The following is a 16,825-nucleotide window of genomic DNA, read 5'->3' on the forward strand; positions in this document are numbered from 1 at the left end:
CGTGAGCAATGACCCACAAGCGGCCATAATCGCGCTCGCAGTCGCTTCCCACAAGCAGACGTTTGTTCAGCTAGTATCGACGAGAATCTTCACCCGGCGACTTGCTGACTAGTCGCGACGCTCTTCCAATGCGGATCGCGATCAGCTAGGTCGGCATGGTCGGAAAAGGCAGGCTTGGCGTGGTCAGCCCAAGCCCTTTCGGTAACGGAAGCTCTGGTCTTTGGCCTTGGCCAGGATCCCCTCGACGAACAGCGGCGCCAACACGGCGCTAAGCCGTTCGTCCGCGAGGGTGCCTGGAAGGGGAACGCTCCGGTCGAACAATCGACTGAAGGAGCCTTCACCATGCCACTCGATCACAAGTCCACATACGACGTCATCATCGCCGGCGCCGGGCCCGTTGGCCTCTTTCTCGCATGTGAGCTCGGGCTTGCCGGTTGCCGCGTGCTGGTGCTCGAGCGCAGCGAGGCATCGGCGTCCGCGCTGAAGAGGTTACCCTTTGGTCTTCGCGGGCTGAACCTGCCGACCATGGAGAGCTTGGATCGGCGGGATCTGTTAACGCCGCTCAAGGCCCGCATGGCTTTGGCTGATACACTAGCCGCCGCACCTTGGACTGCGGGCGCGCGGCGTCCGGCCGGTCATTTCGCCGGTTTGCAATTCCTTCACGACATGGTGGACCAGGACGCGTGGCCGTGGCGCTGCGGCGCTGCGGTCGAAACGCTCGCAGTCACAATGGCGGACATCGAGCACGTGCTACTTACGCGTGCAAGCGAGCTTGGCGTCGTGATCCGCTACGGCTGCAGCGTCGATGGCGTCGCAGAAACGGCGGACGGCGTTGAGGTCCATGCCGGCGGCACAACGCACCAAGCCGGCTGGTTGGTTGGATGCGATGGCGGGCGGAGCACGGTTCGTAAAAGCGTCGGGATCAGCTTCGCTGGCACCGAGCCGGAATTTACCGGCTATTCGATGACGCTGTGCCTTGAGGAGCCGAACCAGCTTCGCCCCGGTCGCCAGCATACCGCCACAGGCATGTACACGTATGCGCCGCCGGGCACCGTCACCATGGTCGACTTCGACGGCGGGGTGAACCACCGTACCTTGCCGGTGACCCGCGAGCATGTACAAGCGGTGCTGCGACGAGTGTCGGAGACCAACGTCACGGTCGAAGCGGTGGATCTCGCCACGACGTGGACGGACCGGGCGTTCATCGCGGCCAGTTATATCCAAGGCCGTGTGCTTCTCGCCGGCGATGCCGCACATGTTCATGCCCCCCTCGGCGGCCAGGGACTCAACCTGGGCCTCGGCGATGCGATGAACCTCGGCTGGAAGCTCGCTGGGGTGATCGCTGACCGTGCACCGCGGTCGCTGCTCGATAGTTACGAGCAGGAACGACGCCCCATCGCAAACCAGGTGCTTGAATGGTCACGGGCACAGGTGGCGCTGCTCAGACCCGATCCCGGTACTGCAGCATTGCGAGCCGTGGTTCACGACCTGATGGAGACCCGAGACGGAGCCACGTTCTTCGCCGGCCGAGTCTGGGGCGCCGGCCTGCGATGCGAGCTGCCAGGTGCGGCTCATCCTCTGCTGGGCCGCAGCGCGCCTGAAATGCCGCTCGCGGATGGACGAAGACTAAACGAGGCGCTGCGTCGCGGCCGGCCTGTCCTGATCGACTTCGATCCGTCCGACCCGCTAGCCGAGGTCGGGCGTGCATCTTCCCAGCTTGACTATTGTGTCTCTCCCCAAGGCCACAGAGCCATTGCAGAGGCCTTGCTCATTCGCCCCGATGGCGTGGTTGCCTGGGCAGGTTCGATCGTCGACCGAGCAGATTTGATCCGGTTGATCGCGCGCCTTTTTGATCCGCTTGGTACGCCGACATGATGGTTCATCCACGTGGCTCCGAGCTGGTGCGTCAATCCTATGCCCCGTCCGTATGCAGCGCTTAGACTTAGGGCTGCGCGGCACTGACCAGCGCCCTCGCAGACGCGGCGACGTGTCCCCCCTCGGCGAAGGCGCTCTGATCAAGCGCGCCTACCGCCGCGAGCAGCGACGCCTCGTACACCATCAGGTCGCTTCGGCTCGCCGCCAGCGACAGCTGGGCGCCGCGCAGGCTCTGGTCGGCGATGACGATGTCGAGCGTGGTGCGCAGCCCGTAGCCATATTCCGCCTTGATGCCGGCCAGCGCCTTCTCAGCGGCAGTCACGGCTGATGTGTCCGCAGTGACGCGAGCGCGCGCGGCGGCCAGGTTCGCCCAAGCGGTGTCGGCCGCGCGCGTCGCATCGCGACCCGCTGCCTCCACGTCGAAGGCGGCGGCACGCGCGCTCGCGCGTGCCTGCCGGACCTGAGACGCGACCAGCCCGCCCGTTAACAAGGGCACGCGCAGCGACAGGCCGATTGCGGCGGCGCGATTGTAGCCACCGTCCAAGCCGCTGCGATTGCCGACGCCGTAGCCGTATGTGCCGGTGAGATCGACACTCGGTGCACTGTTCGCGCGCGCCACGTCGATCCGCGCGGCGGCGGCGTCGCGGGCAGCGACCGCCTGCCGAACGAGCGGATTCTGCGCGCTGGCTGCCCCTCGCGCCTCGTCGCGGGTGTTCGGGAGGTGCTGGAGGTCGGACGATGGCGCGGCGAGCACGCCCGCGTCGTTGCCGACAACAGCGCGGTAGCGCGCCGCTGCCGCCTCGCGCGCCGCCTCGGCCGACGCGCGCGTCGACTTGGCCGCGTCGCGCTGCGCGGTCAGCCGCGCGACGTCGGTCAGCGTGCCGGTGCCGAGCGTGAAGCGCGCGTTCGACTCCGCGACCTGATCGTCCAGCAGCTTGATCTGCGCTTCGGCGATCGCCAGCGCCTGTTGTTGCAGCAACAGGTCGGCGTAGGCCGCGACGACGTCGAACAGGACCGTGGCAAGCGTACCGCGCACGCTTTCGCCGCCCGCGGCGACGTCGGCGCTGGTCGCGCGCAGCGCACTCGCGACCCGTCCGCCCGTCCAGATCGGCAGCGTCGCCGAGGCCGAGCCGACGCCGCCGCGACCGTAATCGAAGCGATCGTACCCCGCGCCCGCGTCTGCTTCGGCGGTGAGGCGACCGAGTGACCGCGCCTGTTCGGGAGTCTCGGCCAGCGCGTCCTGCCGCGCCTGCGCCGCTGCCAGCGTCGGGTTGCCCGCGATCGTCTTGCGCACCGCCTCGCCGAGCGTTTCCGCACCCGCCGGAGCCGCGCCGGCGAGCGCGGCGGCGAGCAACAACCATGCCTTAGTCATGGCGCAGCGCCCAGGCGGGGGTGGCACGCGCGGCGCGGATCGACTGGCTGATCACGGTTGCGAGCGCCACGCCCGTCGCCAGCAGCGTCGCGGCGACGAAGAACAGCGGCGACAGCGCGATCCGGTCGTCGAACCCCGCCAGCCAGCTTCGCATCGCGAACCAGGCGAGCGGCCAGGCGAACAGGTTGGCGATCAGCACCGGTTTCAGGAACTGTCCGACGAGCAGCTTGACCACGTCCGCCGACGACGCGCCGAGCGTCTTGCGCACGCCGATCTCGCGCACCCGGCGCGAGGTGGAGAAGGATGCCAGCCCCCACAGCCCGACGCAGCCGATCAACACCGCCAGGACGGAGCCGATGCCGAACAGATTGGCCATCTGGTCGTCCGATTTGTAGAGCCGGTCGAGCGACTGGATCACCGTGCGCGCGTCGAACGGCACCGCCGGCGCCTCCGCGCGCCAGGCGGTTCGCGCCGCATCCAGCATCGCCTTGGCATCGCCGTCGAAGCGCACCATCGCCACACCCGATTCGAGCGGCTTAAGCTGGAACAGGTAGACGGTCGGGGAGATCGCCTCGCGCGGGGAGGCGATGCGCATATCCTCAATCACGCCGATGATCGTGCGCGGCCGGTCACCACCGATCGTCTTGCCGACCGCGGCCTGCGGCGAGGCGAAGTGAAAAGCACGCACCGCGCTGCGATTGATCACGATCGCTGCGACACGGTTGTCGACCGACGCATCCTTGACCAACGAGGCGGGATCGACGTCCGCCGGGCGCGACGGATCGAACAGTCGCCCCGCGATCAGCCGCGCGCCGAGCACGTCGAAATAGCCGGGCATGACGTGGTATCGCTCGGCCGAGACGCCGCTGCCGGGCACACCGGGAAGCGCGAAATCGGTGGTCGAGGTGAACAGGCCGCGACCGGGCACCGCCTCGCCGGCGCTGACCGCGCGCACGCCGGGCAGCGCGGTGAAGCGGTGAAGCAGGCTTTCACGCTGTGCCGCCACCAGCGCGTCGCTGCCGAACGACCGCACGAGGAGCAGTTGCTCCCGATCGTAGCCGACGTCGGTGTCGCGGACGTGCCGCGTCTGCGCGGCGAGCACCATCGTGCCGATGATCAGCGCGATCGTGATTGCGAACTGGAACACAACCAGCCCCTCGCGGATGCGGGAGCCCGCCTTTCCGCCGCCGGGCGACCGCGCGGCGGCCAGCACCGCGGCCGCGGGCACGCGCGCCAGGATTACCGCCGGGTAGAGACCCGCGAGGATGCCGACCACCAGCGCGAGCGCGACGAGCGGCAGCAACACGCCGTTCCAGCCGAGATAGCTGATCGACAGCGTCAATCCCGTCGCGGCGTTGATGAGCGGCACGCCCAGTTCGGCGAGCCCGAGGCCAAGCACGGCGGCGATCAGCGCCGTGGCGACCGCCTCGCCCAGGAAATGCCGCATCAAGGTGCCGCGGTCGCCGCCCAGCACCTTGCGCATTGCCACCTCGCGCGCGCGTAGTCCGGCACGCGCTGTCGCCAGATTGACGTAGTTCACCAGCGCGATGACGAGCGTGAGGAGCCCGATGATGCCGAGCGTGGCGACCATCAGCGTCGCACCCGGCGCCTCGAACCGCGTGTCGGCGAACGGCTTCACCCACAACGACAGCGTGAAATCGTCGCTGTCCGGGGTCTCGTTGGTGACGTGCCGATCGGTTACGCCCTTCAGCGCCGCGTCGAACCGCTGCGCGGCGGCAGCGTCGGGCAATCGGACGAGCGTCATCGGACCGCCGTAGTTCCACTGGAAATACTCGGCATTGGCCGGGTTCGAGCGGTCGGTCGGCAGCACGAGCGGCGCGAGCAGGTCGAAATCCAGCGCGGTGTTGGCCGGCAGGTCGTCGATCACCGCAACGACGCGAAAGGCATGCCGCTCGATGCCGATCGTGACCGGCAGCGTCGCCCCGATCGGCGACGACGATCCGAAATACTTGGCGGCGGTGCGCTGCGTGATGACAACCGAACTCGGATCACGGAACGGGGTCGGCAACGCGCCGTCGACCGCGTGGAGTTTCAGCACGTCGAACGCGGCCGGGTCGACCAGTCCGACCCGCTCGCTGACGCCGACGCCGTTCCTGACCACCGCGGCGGCGCGCCCGACGATGCGGGTACCGATCGTGCCGGGCAAATCGGCACTGATCGCGGACCAGGCGGCGATCGGCGTCGTCTGTCGCCCGCGGACGCTTTCCAGCGTGTCGCCGGTCCTCGATTCAAGCAGGTAGAGCTGCTGGTAGCCGGGCAGCCAGCGCTCGAAGCTGGTCTCGAAACGGACGTAGAGCGCGAGCACCAGGAACACGGCGATGCCGAGCGCCAGCCCGCCGATGTTGAGCGCGGCGTAGAGCCGGTAGCGGGTCAGCGACCGCCAGAAACTGACAAGGGCGAAACGGTTCATGATCGCTTCCTCAGATCTGGCGCGCGACGGAGGCGACGACGCGGCCGTCGAGCATGTCGATGCGACGGCCGACGATGTCGGCGTGCGACGGGCTGTGCGTGACCATCACGATCGTCGCGCCGGCCGCGTTCAGGCTCTGCAGAATGCCCATCACCTGCGCGCCGTTCTCGGTATCGAGGTTGCCGGTCGGCTCGTCGGCGAGGATCAGCTTGGGATCGCCGACGATCGCGCGCGCGATCGCGGCGCGCCGCTGCTGCCCGCCCGACAATTGGTGCGGATAGTGTCGCGCGCGGTGCGAGATGCCGACGCGGTCCATCGCCGCCTCGACGCGGGCGCGACGATCCCCCGCCGCGTCCTTGCGGTAGACGAGCCCCAGCTCGACGTTCTCCGCGATCGTCAGCTCGTCGATCAGGTTGAAGCTCTGGAACACGAAGCCGAGCGTGCGCGCGCGGAACTGCGCCAGCGTCTTCTCGTCCTCCGCCGCCAGGTCGCGACCGTCGAACAGGTAACGCCCGCCGGTCGGGCGGTCGACCGTCCCCAGCGTGTTGAGCAGGGTCGACTTGCCGCACCCGGATGGTCCCATGATGGCGACGAACTCGCCCGCGGCGACCTCCAGGTTGATGTCGGCGAGCGCGGTCGTCTCCACCTCGTCGGAGACGTAGCGGCGCTGAATGCCTTGGAGCGTGATCATGGCGGAGGCTTTCATTTCAGGTTGATGGAAGCGGACTTGTTGAAGCCGCTCGTGTCGGAGGTGACGATCCGCTCGCCGGGGGCGAGCCCGGACAGGATCTCGACCTGCTCGGCATTGCGGCGGCCGACCTTGACCGGGCGACGCACCGCGTGGGTGCCGCCCGCGTCGAGGACGTAGGCGGCCGCGCCACCGTCGCTGTCGAGCCAGCCGCCGAGCGGGGCGACGATCGCCGGCCGCGCGGCGCCGAGCGTGATCCGCACGTCCAGCGCCTGTCCCCGGTTGAGACCGGCGGGCGCTGCACCGCGAAAGCCGAGTTCGACGCGGAAGCGGCCGTCCGTCACCGCGGGCAGCACCTTGGTGACCACCAGCTTCAGCCCGCGCCCGTTCTCGCCCTGCGCGCTCGCCTGCTGGCCGATCGCGACGCGGCCGAGGAAATACTGGTCGACGTCGGCGACGAGTTTCCACGATCCTTCGCTGTCGACCTGGCCGGCCGGATCGCCCGGCTTCAGCGCCTGCCCGGGCTGAATGGTGAAGTTGGTCAATCGCCCGGTTGCGGGCGCGCGCAGCGTCAGCGCGTCCAGGCTGTCGCGCACCGCCGCGAGGTTGCTGGTCAGCCGCGCGCGCGTTTCTGCCAGACGCCCGGCCTGCAACCGCGAGATGCCCTGTTCCGCGCCCTCGGCCGCGTGCAGCTGCGCCGCGCGCTTCTGCTGATAGGTCGTTTCTTCCTGGTAGCTCTTCAGTCCGGCGTCGGAGACGAAGCCCTGATCGTGGAGCTGCTGACGTATCTGCAGGTCGCGGCGCGCCTTGATCAGGTCGTAGTCGGCGCTCGCCACCTGCGTGTCGCGGTCGCGCGAGCCGCGCTCCAGGCTCAGGTCCTCGCCCGATACCGCGCCCAGCTGGCTCGCGATCGCCGCCTCGCGCGTCAGGATGTCGAGCTTCAGCTGCGGGTTGGCGAGAACCGCCAGCGGCTGACCCGCGACCACCGCAGCGCCGTCCTGAACCAGCAGCCGCTCGACCTGCCCGCCCGAGATCACGCCGACGAAGGTCGACACGTTGGGTGCGACGGTCGCGCGCACCGGCACGACGTCGTCGAACGGCGCGCGCGTGACGCTGCCGGTTTCGACATCGGCGACCGCGACATTGGTCGAGTTCGACGACGGCAGCCACCACCACAAGGCCGCGGCGGCGAGCAGAAGCGCGATGCCCAGGAGGATGCGCTTGCCGCGCGGATCGAGGCGTGCGCGACGCTCGACACGCCGGTCCATGTTGGCGCCGCTCGTCGCCGCCGCAGGTGTTGAGATGGTCAAGGCCGATGGTCCGTGCTGGTGTCCGGATGTGGACGGCCGGTGTCCGTTTCCGGACACCGGCCGCGCCGATCAGTTGCTGGTGCGGTCATCGACCAGGCCGACGGCGGCGCGCGCCTGCAGCACCGCGTTGCGGCGGCAATTAGCCTCAGAGGAGGTCTGGAACGGCGCTTGCTCGGCGCAGACGGTGCGGGCGGCCGCCGCGGCGCGACGCTCGAACGTCGCCTGACCTGCGGGGTTGCGCAGGTTGAGGTCGGCAGTGGCGATCGACGTCTGCCGCACAGCGACATCCGACGCGGCGGCGGGGCTGGAGAAGGACACCAGCCCGGCGGTGGCGACGATGCTGAGCGTGGAGAAGACGACGCGGTTGCGGAACGAGATCATGGGACGATCCTTCGTGTTGGACGTTGAACCCGTTCACCCAGCAACCGGCGTGCCAAATCCGCGAAGCCCTGCTTTTCAGCGCGTTTTGGCAAACCGGCGTCACCTTCGGCGAGCGCTGGTGTCCGCCATCGGACGCGAACTGTCCGTGATCGAACAATGGCATGCATCTTGATTGATCGGCGGCCATGATGAACCCTGCGCCCATGTCCCACCCGTTCAGCCTGTGCATCGTCGTCGACGACGACGCCGACATCCTGCTTTCCGCGCGGCTGCTGCTCGCTCCGTTGTTCGCCGAGGTCGCGACCTGCGTTGATCCGGCTGACGCGATCGCCACCATGCGCACGCGCGCCGCCGACGCCGTGCTGCTCGACGCGAACTATGCGCGAGGGGCGACCAACGGCGTGGAAGGATTTCACTGGCTGGGCGAGATGCAGGCGGTCGACCCCGCCGCCGCCGTGGTGATGATCACCGCGCACGGCAGCGTCGCGGTGGCGGTCGCCGCGATGAAGCAGGGCGCAACCGACTTCGTGTCGAAACCGTGGAACAACGACCGGCTGCTCGCCACCGTGCGGAACGCCGCCTCCATCAGCGTGTCGCGGCGAACCGGTGCGTCCCCACCGGTCGCGGCGGGTGGGTCCTCGCTGCTCGGCACCTCGCCCGCGATGGCGCGCGTGCAATCGTTGATCGAGAAGGCGGCGCCGACCGACGCCAACATCCTGATCCTGGGCGAGAACGGGACCGGCAAGGAACTGGTCGCGCGCGAGATCCACCGCCTGTCGCAGCGCGCCGACGCCGAACTCGTCACCGTCGACCTGGGCGCGGTGTCCGAGACCTTGTTCGATTCCGAGCTGTTCGGGCACGTCAAGGGCGCGTTCACCGACGCGCGCAGCGACCGGGTCGGACGCCTGCAGGCAGCGAACGGCGGCACGCTGTTCCTCGACGAGATCGGCAACCTGCCGCTGCACCTCCAGCCCAGGCTGCTGACCGCGCTGGAGCAGCGACGGGTGACGCCGGTCGGTGCCAACCGGTCGGTCCCGATCGACGTGCGCGTCGTGTCGGCGACCAACGCCGACCTGTCCGACACGGAACGGTTCCGACCCGACCTGCTGTTCCGGCTCAACACGGTCGAGATCGTGCTGCCCCCACTGCGTGACCGCGCGGAGGATATCCCGCTTCTGCTCACGACCTTTCTGTCCGAATATGCGGCGCGCTACGGCAAACCGGAGCGGCACCTGCCGGGCAACGTGCTCGCCGCGCTGAGCGGGCACGAGTGGCAGGGAAACGTCCGCGCGCTGCGTCACGCGGCCGAGCGCGCGGTGATCCTGGCCGAGGGCGAGAAATTCTCGATCGCCGACTTCCCGCTGTCCTCGTCGCCGAGCGTAGGCGCGCCCGATCCGATCGCGTCCGGTGCAGCCCCCGCGGTCGCGGGCGGCGACTTCAATCTCGACCGGGCGGAGCGCCAGCTGATCGAGCAGGCGCTGAAGAAACACGCCTTCAACATATCGACCGCGGCGGCCGAACTGGGGCTATCGCGCGGGGCGCTGTATCGACGGATGGAGAAACATGGCCTTTAGGCGACGCTTCGCCGCCCAGTTGGCGGGGCGTACGGTGACGCTGTTCGCCGTCACGCTCGCGACGGCAGTATTGGCGGCGTGGGGACGCGCGCCGACGATGACGCTGCTAGCCGTGCTGTGCGTCGTGGCGGCGTTCGCCTGGCTGTGGTCGGCAGTTGATCAAGGCAACGCGGACCTCGCCCGTTTCGTGACCGCGCTGGAACGCGGCGACCTGACCCAGTCGTTCCTGCGGCCGACCCGCGGATCGCATTTCGACGAGGCCGGCGCCGCGTACGAGCGCGCACTCGCGCGGCTGCGGGACGAGCGGAGCGCGGGCGCGGCGTCCACCCTGTTCGCGCAGGCGGTGTCGGACAGTTCCCCGGTGCCGCTGCTGGTGCTCGGCCCCGACGATCAAGTCACGCTCAACAACAAGGCCGCGCGCGAACTGCTGGGTCGCGCCGGAGAAATCGGCATGTCCACGCTTCGCGCGCGCGACCCGGTATTTGCCGCCGATCTCGCCGCCGTAGCGCCGGGCACGAGCCGCCTGTCGCGGTTGGTGAGCGGCGGTATTCCACAGCGCGTGTCGCTCGATGCCACGTTGGTCAACGTCGCGAACCGCGCGCGCCGCATCGTCGCGGTCAGGATAATCCAGCCCGAACTCGATCGTGCCGAACTGGCGGCGCAGGTCGACCTCGTCCGCGTGTTGACGCACGAGATCATGAATTCGCTGACGCCAGTCGTCTCGCTAGCCGCGACCGCCGATCGGATGATGTCAGTGTTGGCTCCCGGACTGGCCCCCGGAGTGGCCGACGCGCAGCTCGCCACCGCCGCGCTCGCGCGCCGCGCGGCCGAGCTCGAGCGCTTCGTGGAAAGCTACAAGGGGTTCAGCGAGACCCCGGTGTTGAAGCGCGAGAGGATCGCGACGGCCCTCTGGCTAGAGGACGTGCTGCGCCTGTTCCGCGCGTCACCGCTCGCCGCCTCGGTCGACATCGACCTGTCACTACCCTCAGGCCTGCCCGCCATCGACGGCGACGCCGCGCTGCTGACGCAGGTGATGGTCAACCTGCTGAAGAACGCTGCGGAAGCCACGGGTGCAGGCGGATCGATCAGCGTCACCGCCGCCGACATCGTGAGCCGAGGGGTCGGGATCGCGGTTGCCGATACCGGCACGGGCATCGCGCCCCAATTGCGCGAGGACGTGTTTCTTCCCTTCTTCACCACCAAGCGGAGCGGCACGGGCATCGGGCTGAGCTTCGCGCGCCAGATCGTCCTTCTCCATGGAGGGCAGATCGCCATTGCAGAGGGCTCATCAAGCAAAATCGAAATGCTTCTGCCCACGTGCGGGTCATAAGACCTAGAAGTGGTCATCGACGACCTATTTTCAGTAACCGGAAAGCGGTCGTTCGTTAATGCGTCCCATATAGTTGGTCGGTGCTACATCGACCGGTAGGTCATGTGCTGGCAGGCACCGCATAGTCCATTTCGGTAAGGTCGGTGAGCAGATCGGGTCCGGTCGGCTCCCAGCCGAGACGTGCTCGCGTCCAGGCATTCGACGCAACCATGTCGAGCCCGGCGAACGGTGCCATCCAGCCGAAGTATCGCTCGACTTCATCGTTGGAGATCGACCTGACCGGCAGCCCCGTGCCCTTCCCGATCGCCTCGGCAATGGCGCGCGCTGTGACACCTTCCTCCACGCAAGCATTGTACCGCGCGCCGGGCTCGCCCTTTTCCAGTGCGAGGACGTAGAGCTTGGCCACGTCGCTGACGTGCGCGGCGGCCCAACACGTCAGGCCTTCGCCCAAATACGCGATCGCTCCGGCCCGGCGCGCTTCGGCGATCAGCGGGGTGATGAGCCCCGCCTTTGTCGTGTCATGCACCTGCGGCAGCCGGATCGTGCGGACGTCTATGCGCCGCGCCGTCAGTGCCGCGCCGGCGAGTTCGGTCGCGATGCGCGGGTTTGCATGGTGCGGATTGAGGACGTCCTCGGTCGCCACGCCGCCGCCGAGTGGTGTACCGATGCCGACACCCGAGGTGATGAGCAGCGGCTTGCGCGTCCCTTCCAACGCCGCGCCCATCGCGGCGATGTTGCGCTCGTCCTTCCTGGTATTTTCGACAAAGGTGTTGAAGTTGTGGTCGAAGGCGCAGTGGATCACCGCGTCGGCCGCCGCCGCACCGCTGGCGAGCGTTTCGGGTTGCTCAAGATCGCCGCGGTGGACCTCGGCACCCGCCGCCTCGAGCTGCCGCGCTCCCGCGTCGGAGCGGGTGAGGCCCAGCACCTGGTGACCGCGAGCAAGCAGTTCGGGGATGAGGTGCGAACCGATGAAGCCGGTCGCGCCGGTCAGGAACACGCGCATGGATAGTCTCCTTCTCGTCGCAGCAGGATGTCGCACCCGGGCACAGCATGTTAAAGTAGTGACTGTATCATGGTATAACGGTCAACAGGATCAGTCATGGCCAGCGAAGCGTCCAATCTGCTCGGCAGCTATCTGCGTGATCGTCGCGCGCGTCTTGATCCGGCTACCTTCGGCTTTCCGAGTGGCAGGCGGCGCACGCCGGGGCTGCGCCGCGAGGAGGTGGCGAGCCGCGCCAACATCAGCGCGACCTGGTACACCTGGCTCGAACAGGGGCGTGGCGGTGCGCCCTCCGCCGACGTGCTCGATCGGCTTGCCAAGGGGCTGATGCTGACCGAGCCCGAGCGTGAACACCTCTACATGCTCGGCCTGGGGCGTTTGCCCGAGGCGCATTATCGACCGGTCGACGGGATCACGCCGCGGCTGCAGCGCGTGCTCGACGGCATGCCGCTCAGCCCTGCGATCATCAAAACGGCGATGTGGGACGTGGTCGGCTGGAACTGCGCCGCCGCGGCGCTGCTGACCGACTATGCACTGCTGCCGCCCGAGGATCGCAACATCCTGCGGCTGATGTTTACGGGCGATCGGGGTCGCCGTCGCAACGAGGATTGGGACAGCATCGCACGGTTCGTGGTTGGTGCGTTCCGCGCCGACGTGGCGAGGGCCGGCGCGCATGGCAGCGTCGGCGCTGCGAGACTGGTTGAGGAACTGAACCAACTCAGCCCGGAGTTCGCGGCCTTGTGGCAGGACAACGAGGTCGTCGCGCACGGCGACGGCGTGAAGCGGATTCGTCATGCCGAGGTCGGATCGGTGAAGCTTGAATTCTCATCCTTCGCGGTCGAGGGCAGACCGGAGCTGGGGATGATCGTCTATAATCCGGCAACGCCGGCCGATGCGAGCAAGGTCCGCATGCTGGTCGACGCGGCGAGCTGAATGCAGCGCGGCCGTCTTACTTCAGCGCTCTGACGTAATCGACGAAGGTACGCAGCGGCGGCGGGACCAGCCGCCGCTGCGAATAGTAAAGGAACGGGCCCGAAAAGGGCTGCCACCAGTCCGCCAGCACCGGCTCCAGCGCGCCCGAGGCGAAATGGGGCACCAGCCAGTCCTCGAACAGGTGGATCACCCCGGCACCGCCGATCGCTGCATCGACCGCTAGGTCCGTCGCGCCACCGACCCGTACGATCAGTCGGCTGGCGGGCTCGACCTTTAGCACTTCGCCGTCCCGCTCGAACTCCCACGGTGCGGTCAGCGCGCCGCTGGCGAAGCGGCCGAGGATACAGTCATGGGACAGCAGATCGCGCGGGTGTGACGGCCGCCCCCGCCGGTTGAGATAGGCGGGCGACGCCGCAGTGGCGAAGCGCTGCACCCGCGGGCCGATCGGGATCGCGATCATGTCCTGTGCCAGCCGCTCGTCGTAGCGGATGCCCGCGTCGCTGCCGGCGGCGAGCACGTCGACGAAGCCGTCCTCGGCATCGACCTCGACGCGGATGTCGGGATAGGCGACCAGGAAGCCCGGCAGGATCGACGGGAGCACCAGCCGCGCGGCGCTGACCGGCACGTTCAGCCGCAGCGTGCCCGCCGGTCGCCCCTTCAACTCGTCGACGACGCGCAGCGCGGCCTCGACCTCGGCCAGCGCAGGACCCAGCCGCTCGATCAGGCGCTGCCCCGCCTCGGTCGGCGTGACGCTCCTGGTGGTGCGGTGAAGCAGCCGCACGCCGAGCCGCTCCTCCAGCCGGCGCACCGCCTCGCTCATCGTCGACGCGCTCGCCCCGCTGCTCCGTCCCGCCTCGCGGAAACCGCCCGCCCTGGCGACCGCCAGCAGCGTTTGAACGTCGGAGAGATCGGCGGGCATTGTACGTTTGTCCGAACAGGTCGTGCGGATCGTGCCCGCTTATCGCGCGAATGTCATGTGCCTAGATCGTGGCCACGCTTTCAGGAGAACGACCATGCCCACGATCGACCACGCAGGAACCTACACCCTCGGCGACCGACAGGTCCGCCGGCTCGGCTACGGCGCGATGCAGCTCGCGGGACCCGGCGTCTTCGGCCCACCGCGCGACCGCGACGCCGCGCTCGCGGTGCTGCGCGAGGCGGTATCATCGGGGGTCGACCACATTGACACCAGCGACTTCTACGGTCCCCACGTCACCAACCAGCTGATCCACGAGGCGCTGTCGCCCTATCCCGACGACCTCGTCATCGTCACCAAGGTCGGCGCCACCCGCGGCGAGGATGCTTCGTGGAACCCGGCGCAGGAGCCGGCGCAACTGCGCGCCGCGGTGGAGGACAATCTGCGCAACCTCGGTCTGGAGCGGTTGGACGTCGTCAACTTCCGCATCCATCCGGGCCACCTCGGCCGCGACGAGCACTCGATCGCTGACAGCTTCGAAGCCATGGCTGCGATGCAGGCGGAGGGGTTGATCCGCCACCTCGGCATCAGCAACGCGACACCCGCGCAGGTCGCGGAGGCGCGCGCCATCGCGCCGATCGTCTGCGTGCAGAACCAGTACAACCTCGCGCATCGCGAAGACGACGCAATGATCGACGAGCTCGCCGCCGACGGCATCGCCTTTGTGCCGTTCTTCCCGCTCGGCGGCTTCAGCCCGCTGCAATCGGCATCGCTGTCGACGGTCGCCGCACGGATCGGCGCGACGCCGATGCAGGTGGCGCTCGCCTGGCTACTACGCCGGTCACCCAACATCCTGCTGATCCCCGGCACCTCGTCGGTGTCGCACCTGCGCGAGAACCTTCAAGTCGCTGACATTGAACTGCCGGACGAGGTGATCGGTGCGCTAGACGCGATCGGCACCGACCAAGACTAACCGCGCAGGCGACCATCACAAGCGACAGGCGGACTCAGAAAGGCATGGTCAACGCCTGCCCTGCATCTTCCAACATCCAGCGTTGATTTAGGTTGACTGCGCTGGTGTCCGCCAGCTGGAGTAGCGCCTACTGGCGGACATCATCAGATCCGCGCCGTACCAACGTTGGTAAACAGCTTGTGGCCTGTCATGAAGCTGCCGTCCACGAACTCGGGTTGCGCGCGCCGACCCGGTTTCAATTCTCGAACAACACCTCGCTGGCACCCGAGACGAGGAAAGAACCGAGCGGCTATTCGCCCGTGTCACCGCTTCCGTGACGAGATCTACGCAGCGGCGCAGATGCTGGTGATCCCGTTCGCTCATGATCGTCTCTCGCTACTCGTAAAGACCGGGGTAGCTGTACGGCGATGGTTCATCGTCGGCGGTGCCCTTGGCAAAGACCGCGACATCGCCGGGCACGATCTCATGCCTCGCCCAGCGGTCCCAGCCGACGTGGATGAAGTCGGGCTTTCCGAAGACGCGAACGGCACGGACATATTCGTCACCTCGGAAAGCGATGAAGTGCAATGCCACGCCGCGACTCTCAGTCCGCGTCGGCTCGCCTAGACAGCAGCCGCGACAGACCGAAGCCGGCGAGCGCTCCGATGCCGACGATGCCGCTCCCAATGCCTAGCTTGAGCAGATCGCGCTCGCGCGAGGTGAAGAACTCGTGTCGGTTGCTGATGGCGCGGTCGATGCCGTCTCCGTCGATTCGTGCAGGACCCGAGACCGGCTCATCGAGGTTGCCCGGCTTGTCGCCGATCGGATCGCCCAGCTGGCTCTCGCGGAAGCTGCTCGCCTGTCGATCCGCGAGGCCCGGTGCGAGCGCCTGCGCAATCGCCATCTGGAATGTCGAGCGCCCGACCCAGATCTCGCGCGTCGGTTTCTCGACTGCCGACACGATCGCCTGGGCGCAGAGCCGGGGATCGAACAGCGGGTCGGGCAGCACCTGCGCGTGCCCCGTGTGGTTGCGCGCCCAACCGGGCTGCGGCGTGTTCACGGCGGGCAGATACACCACCGTCAGCGTGACCGGGACATCGTCCGCGATCAGTTCGGCGCGAAGCGAATCGGTGAACCCGGACACCGCGAACTTCGCCGCGCAATAGGCGGCTTGTAGCGGCACCGCGCGGATGCCGAGACCCGACGAGACCTGAACGATCGCGCCGCGTCCGCGCGGCTTCATGTGCCGCAGCGCCGCCAATGTGCCATGCACCTGGCTGAGGTAGGTCGTTGCGGTCACCCGTGCATACTCGTCCGCGCTGATCCGGTCGGCCGGCGCGACGACGGTCGACATCGCATTGTTGACCCAGGCGTCGATGGGTCCGAGCTCGCGCTCAACCTGGTCGGCGGCGTCGTCAATTGCGGCGGCGTCGGCAACATCGGCCGAGATCGCCAGCACCCGCCCGCCATGCGCGGCGAGCAGCGCGCGTGCTTCCTCCAGCCGATCCTCGTCACGCGCGATGATCGCGACGTCGTAGCCGCCCTTTGCAAACCGCTCAGCGGTCGCCAGCCCGATCCCCGCGCTGCCGCCCGTCACCACCGCTATGCCCGCCATCATCCGACCTCGTCTTCGTTGCCGCTGACGGACGCACGTGCGGGCGCTTGGTTGCGGAGAGCGCCGGTGGGTCACCAGCGGCAGGTCGACCTGCAGCAGTGGTCAGCCTCACAAACCGTCGCTCGTTAAACGTTGGCATCTGACCTAACAGTCTTTGTATGAAATCTAAATTAGCTACGCCGACCCGTGCGGCAGCTCGACGAAAATAACGTTTGGCAAAGAAGACCCACAAAATGACATTCAAAAGGTGTCGCTTCAGCTCTGACACCGGACGTTCGTTCATCGTAGGCCGAGCCGCCAACTTCCATTGACATTCGGCACACTTCCACATCGTCTTGACTGCGATAGATGACGACAAACGAGGTGTTTTCTGCGTTGGCAAAGATGCCGCGCTCAAATGAAGCAGCGTGGTGGCTTGTTAAGCGGATCAGTACAGCCGAGTCGAATC

The 16,825-nt window shown here is 67.8% G+C and carries 14 protein-coding genes; 5 read left to right on the plus strand and 9 right to left on the minus strand.

The annotated features are described in order from the left end of the window. The first annotated feature begins 174 nt into the window (after positions 1-174). A complete protein-coding gene (locus tag SMN802W_RS0107130) occupies positions 175-1,875 on the plus strand; it encodes an FAD-dependent oxidoreductase (protein WP_202951013.1) in 1,701 nt (566 codons plus the stop codon). Positions 1,876-1,942: 67 nt separating this feature from the next. Here SMN802W_RS0107130 and SMN802W_RS0107135 read toward each other — a convergent pair whose 3' ends face one another. From SMN802W_RS0107135 to SMN802W_RS0107155, 5 genes are all read right to left on the minus strand, one after another. Next, on the minus strand, positions 1,943-3,247 hold the full coding sequence (locus SMN802W_RS0107135) for a TolC family outer membrane protein (protein ID WP_037523589.1): 1,305 nt from the start codon (positions 3,245-3,247) through the stop codon (positions 1,943-1,945). Next, a complete protein-coding gene (locus tag SMN802W_RS0107140; RefSeq protein ID WP_019516218.1) occupies positions 3,240-5,678 on the minus strand; it encodes an FtsX-like permease family protein in 2,439 nt (812 codons plus the stop codon). Before SMN802W_RS0107140 ends, SMN802W_RS0107135 begins: the two co-directional genes overlap by 8 nt. A 10-nt stretch (positions 5,679-5,688) precedes the next feature. Next, on the minus strand, positions 5,689-6,369 hold the full coding sequence (locus SMN802W_RS0107145) for an ABC transporter ATP-binding protein (protein ID WP_019516219.1): 681 nt from the start codon (positions 6,367-6,369) through the stop codon (positions 5,689-5,691). A gap of 11 nt (positions 6,370-6,380) precedes the next feature. Then, a complete protein-coding gene (locus SMN802W_RS0107150; RefSeq protein WP_238560131.1) occupies positions 6,381-7,676 on the minus strand; it encodes an efflux RND transporter periplasmic adaptor subunit in 1,296 nt (431 codons plus the stop codon). A gap of 69 nt (positions 7,677-7,745) precedes the next feature. Then, positions 7,746-8,057, minus strand: a complete 312-nt coding sequence (locus SMN802W_RS0107155; RefSeq protein WP_019516221.1) for a UrcA family protein — start codon at positions 8,055-8,057, stop codon at positions 7,746-7,748. A 203-nt stretch (positions 8,058-8,260) separates the two neighbouring features. On the opposite strand from SMN802W_RS0107155, the gene SMN802W_RS0107160 reads away from it, so the two are divergent. Then, on the plus strand, positions 8,261-9,631 hold the full coding sequence (locus SMN802W_RS0107160; protein WP_026325860.1) for a sigma-54-dependent transcriptional regulator: 1,371 nt from the start codon (positions 8,261-8,263) through the stop codon (positions 9,629-9,631). After that, positions 9,621-10,961: a sensor histidine kinase gene (locus SMN802W_RS0107165; protein ID WP_026325861.1), complete on the plus strand. Its 1,341-nt coding sequence runs from the start codon at positions 9,621-9,623 to the stop codon at positions 10,959-10,961. Before SMN802W_RS0107160 ends, SMN802W_RS0107165 begins: the two co-directional genes overlap by 11 nt. A gap of 100 nt (positions 10,962-11,061) precedes the next feature. Here the strand turns inward: SMN802W_RS0107165 and SMN802W_RS0107170 are convergent, their stop codons facing one another. Next, the gene (locus tag SMN802W_RS0107170) at positions 11,062-11,964 is read right to left on the minus strand and encodes an SDR family oxidoreductase (protein WP_019516224.1); all 903 of its coding nucleotides are present in this window, start codon (positions 11,962-11,964) and stop codon (positions 11,062-11,064) included. 96 nt (positions 11,965-12,060) lie between these two features. Here SMN802W_RS0107170 and SMN802W_RS0107175 point away from each other — a divergent pair, with 96 nt between their 5' ends. Next, positions 12,061-12,894 carry a helix-turn-helix transcriptional regulator gene (locus tag SMN802W_RS0107175; RefSeq protein WP_019516225.1) on the plus strand — a complete coding sequence of 278 codons (834 nt, stop codon included), beginning with the start codon at positions 12,061-12,063 and terminating at the stop codon, positions 12,892-12,894. Between the two features lie 16 nt (positions 12,895-12,910). Here SMN802W_RS0107175 and SMN802W_RS0107180 read toward each other — a convergent pair whose 3' ends face one another. Then, positions 12,911-13,813 carry a LysR family transcriptional regulator gene (locus SMN802W_RS0107180; protein ID WP_019516226.1) on the minus strand — a complete coding sequence of 301 codons (903 nt, stop codon included), beginning with the start codon at positions 13,811-13,813 and terminating at the stop codon, positions 12,911-12,913. Between the two features lie 94 nt (positions 13,814-13,907). Here SMN802W_RS0107180 and SMN802W_RS0107185 point away from each other — a divergent pair, with 94 nt between their 5' ends. Next, entirely contained in the window at positions 13,908-14,783 is an 876-nt protein-coding gene (locus SMN802W_RS0107185; RefSeq protein ID WP_019516227.1) for an aldo/keto reductase family oxidoreductase, read from the plus strand. Positions 14,784-15,158: 375 nt separating this feature from the next. Here SMN802W_RS0107185 and SMN802W_RS0107190 read toward each other — a convergent pair whose 3' ends face one another. Both SMN802W_RS0107190 and SMN802W_RS0107195 read right to left on the minus strand, forming a co-directional pair. Continuing rightward, a complete protein-coding gene (locus SMN802W_RS0107190) occupies positions 15,159-15,356 on the minus strand; it encodes a hypothetical protein (protein ID WP_019516228.1) in 198 nt (65 codons plus the stop codon). Positions 15,357-15,366: 10 nt separating this feature from the next. Continuing rightward, the gene (locus tag SMN802W_RS0107195) at positions 15,367-16,377 is read right to left on the minus strand and encodes an SDR family oxidoreductase (RefSeq protein ID WP_037523549.1); all 1,011 of its coding nucleotides are present in this window, start codon (positions 16,375-16,377) and stop codon (positions 15,367-15,369) included. Positions 16,378-16,825: the final 448 nt, after the last annotated feature.

The organism is Sphingomonas sp. Mn802worker, from assembly GCF_000382485.1.
In the GTDB taxonomy this organism is placed as follows: domain Bacteria; phylum Pseudomonadota; class Alphaproteobacteria; order Sphingomonadales; family Sphingomonadaceae; genus Sphingomonas.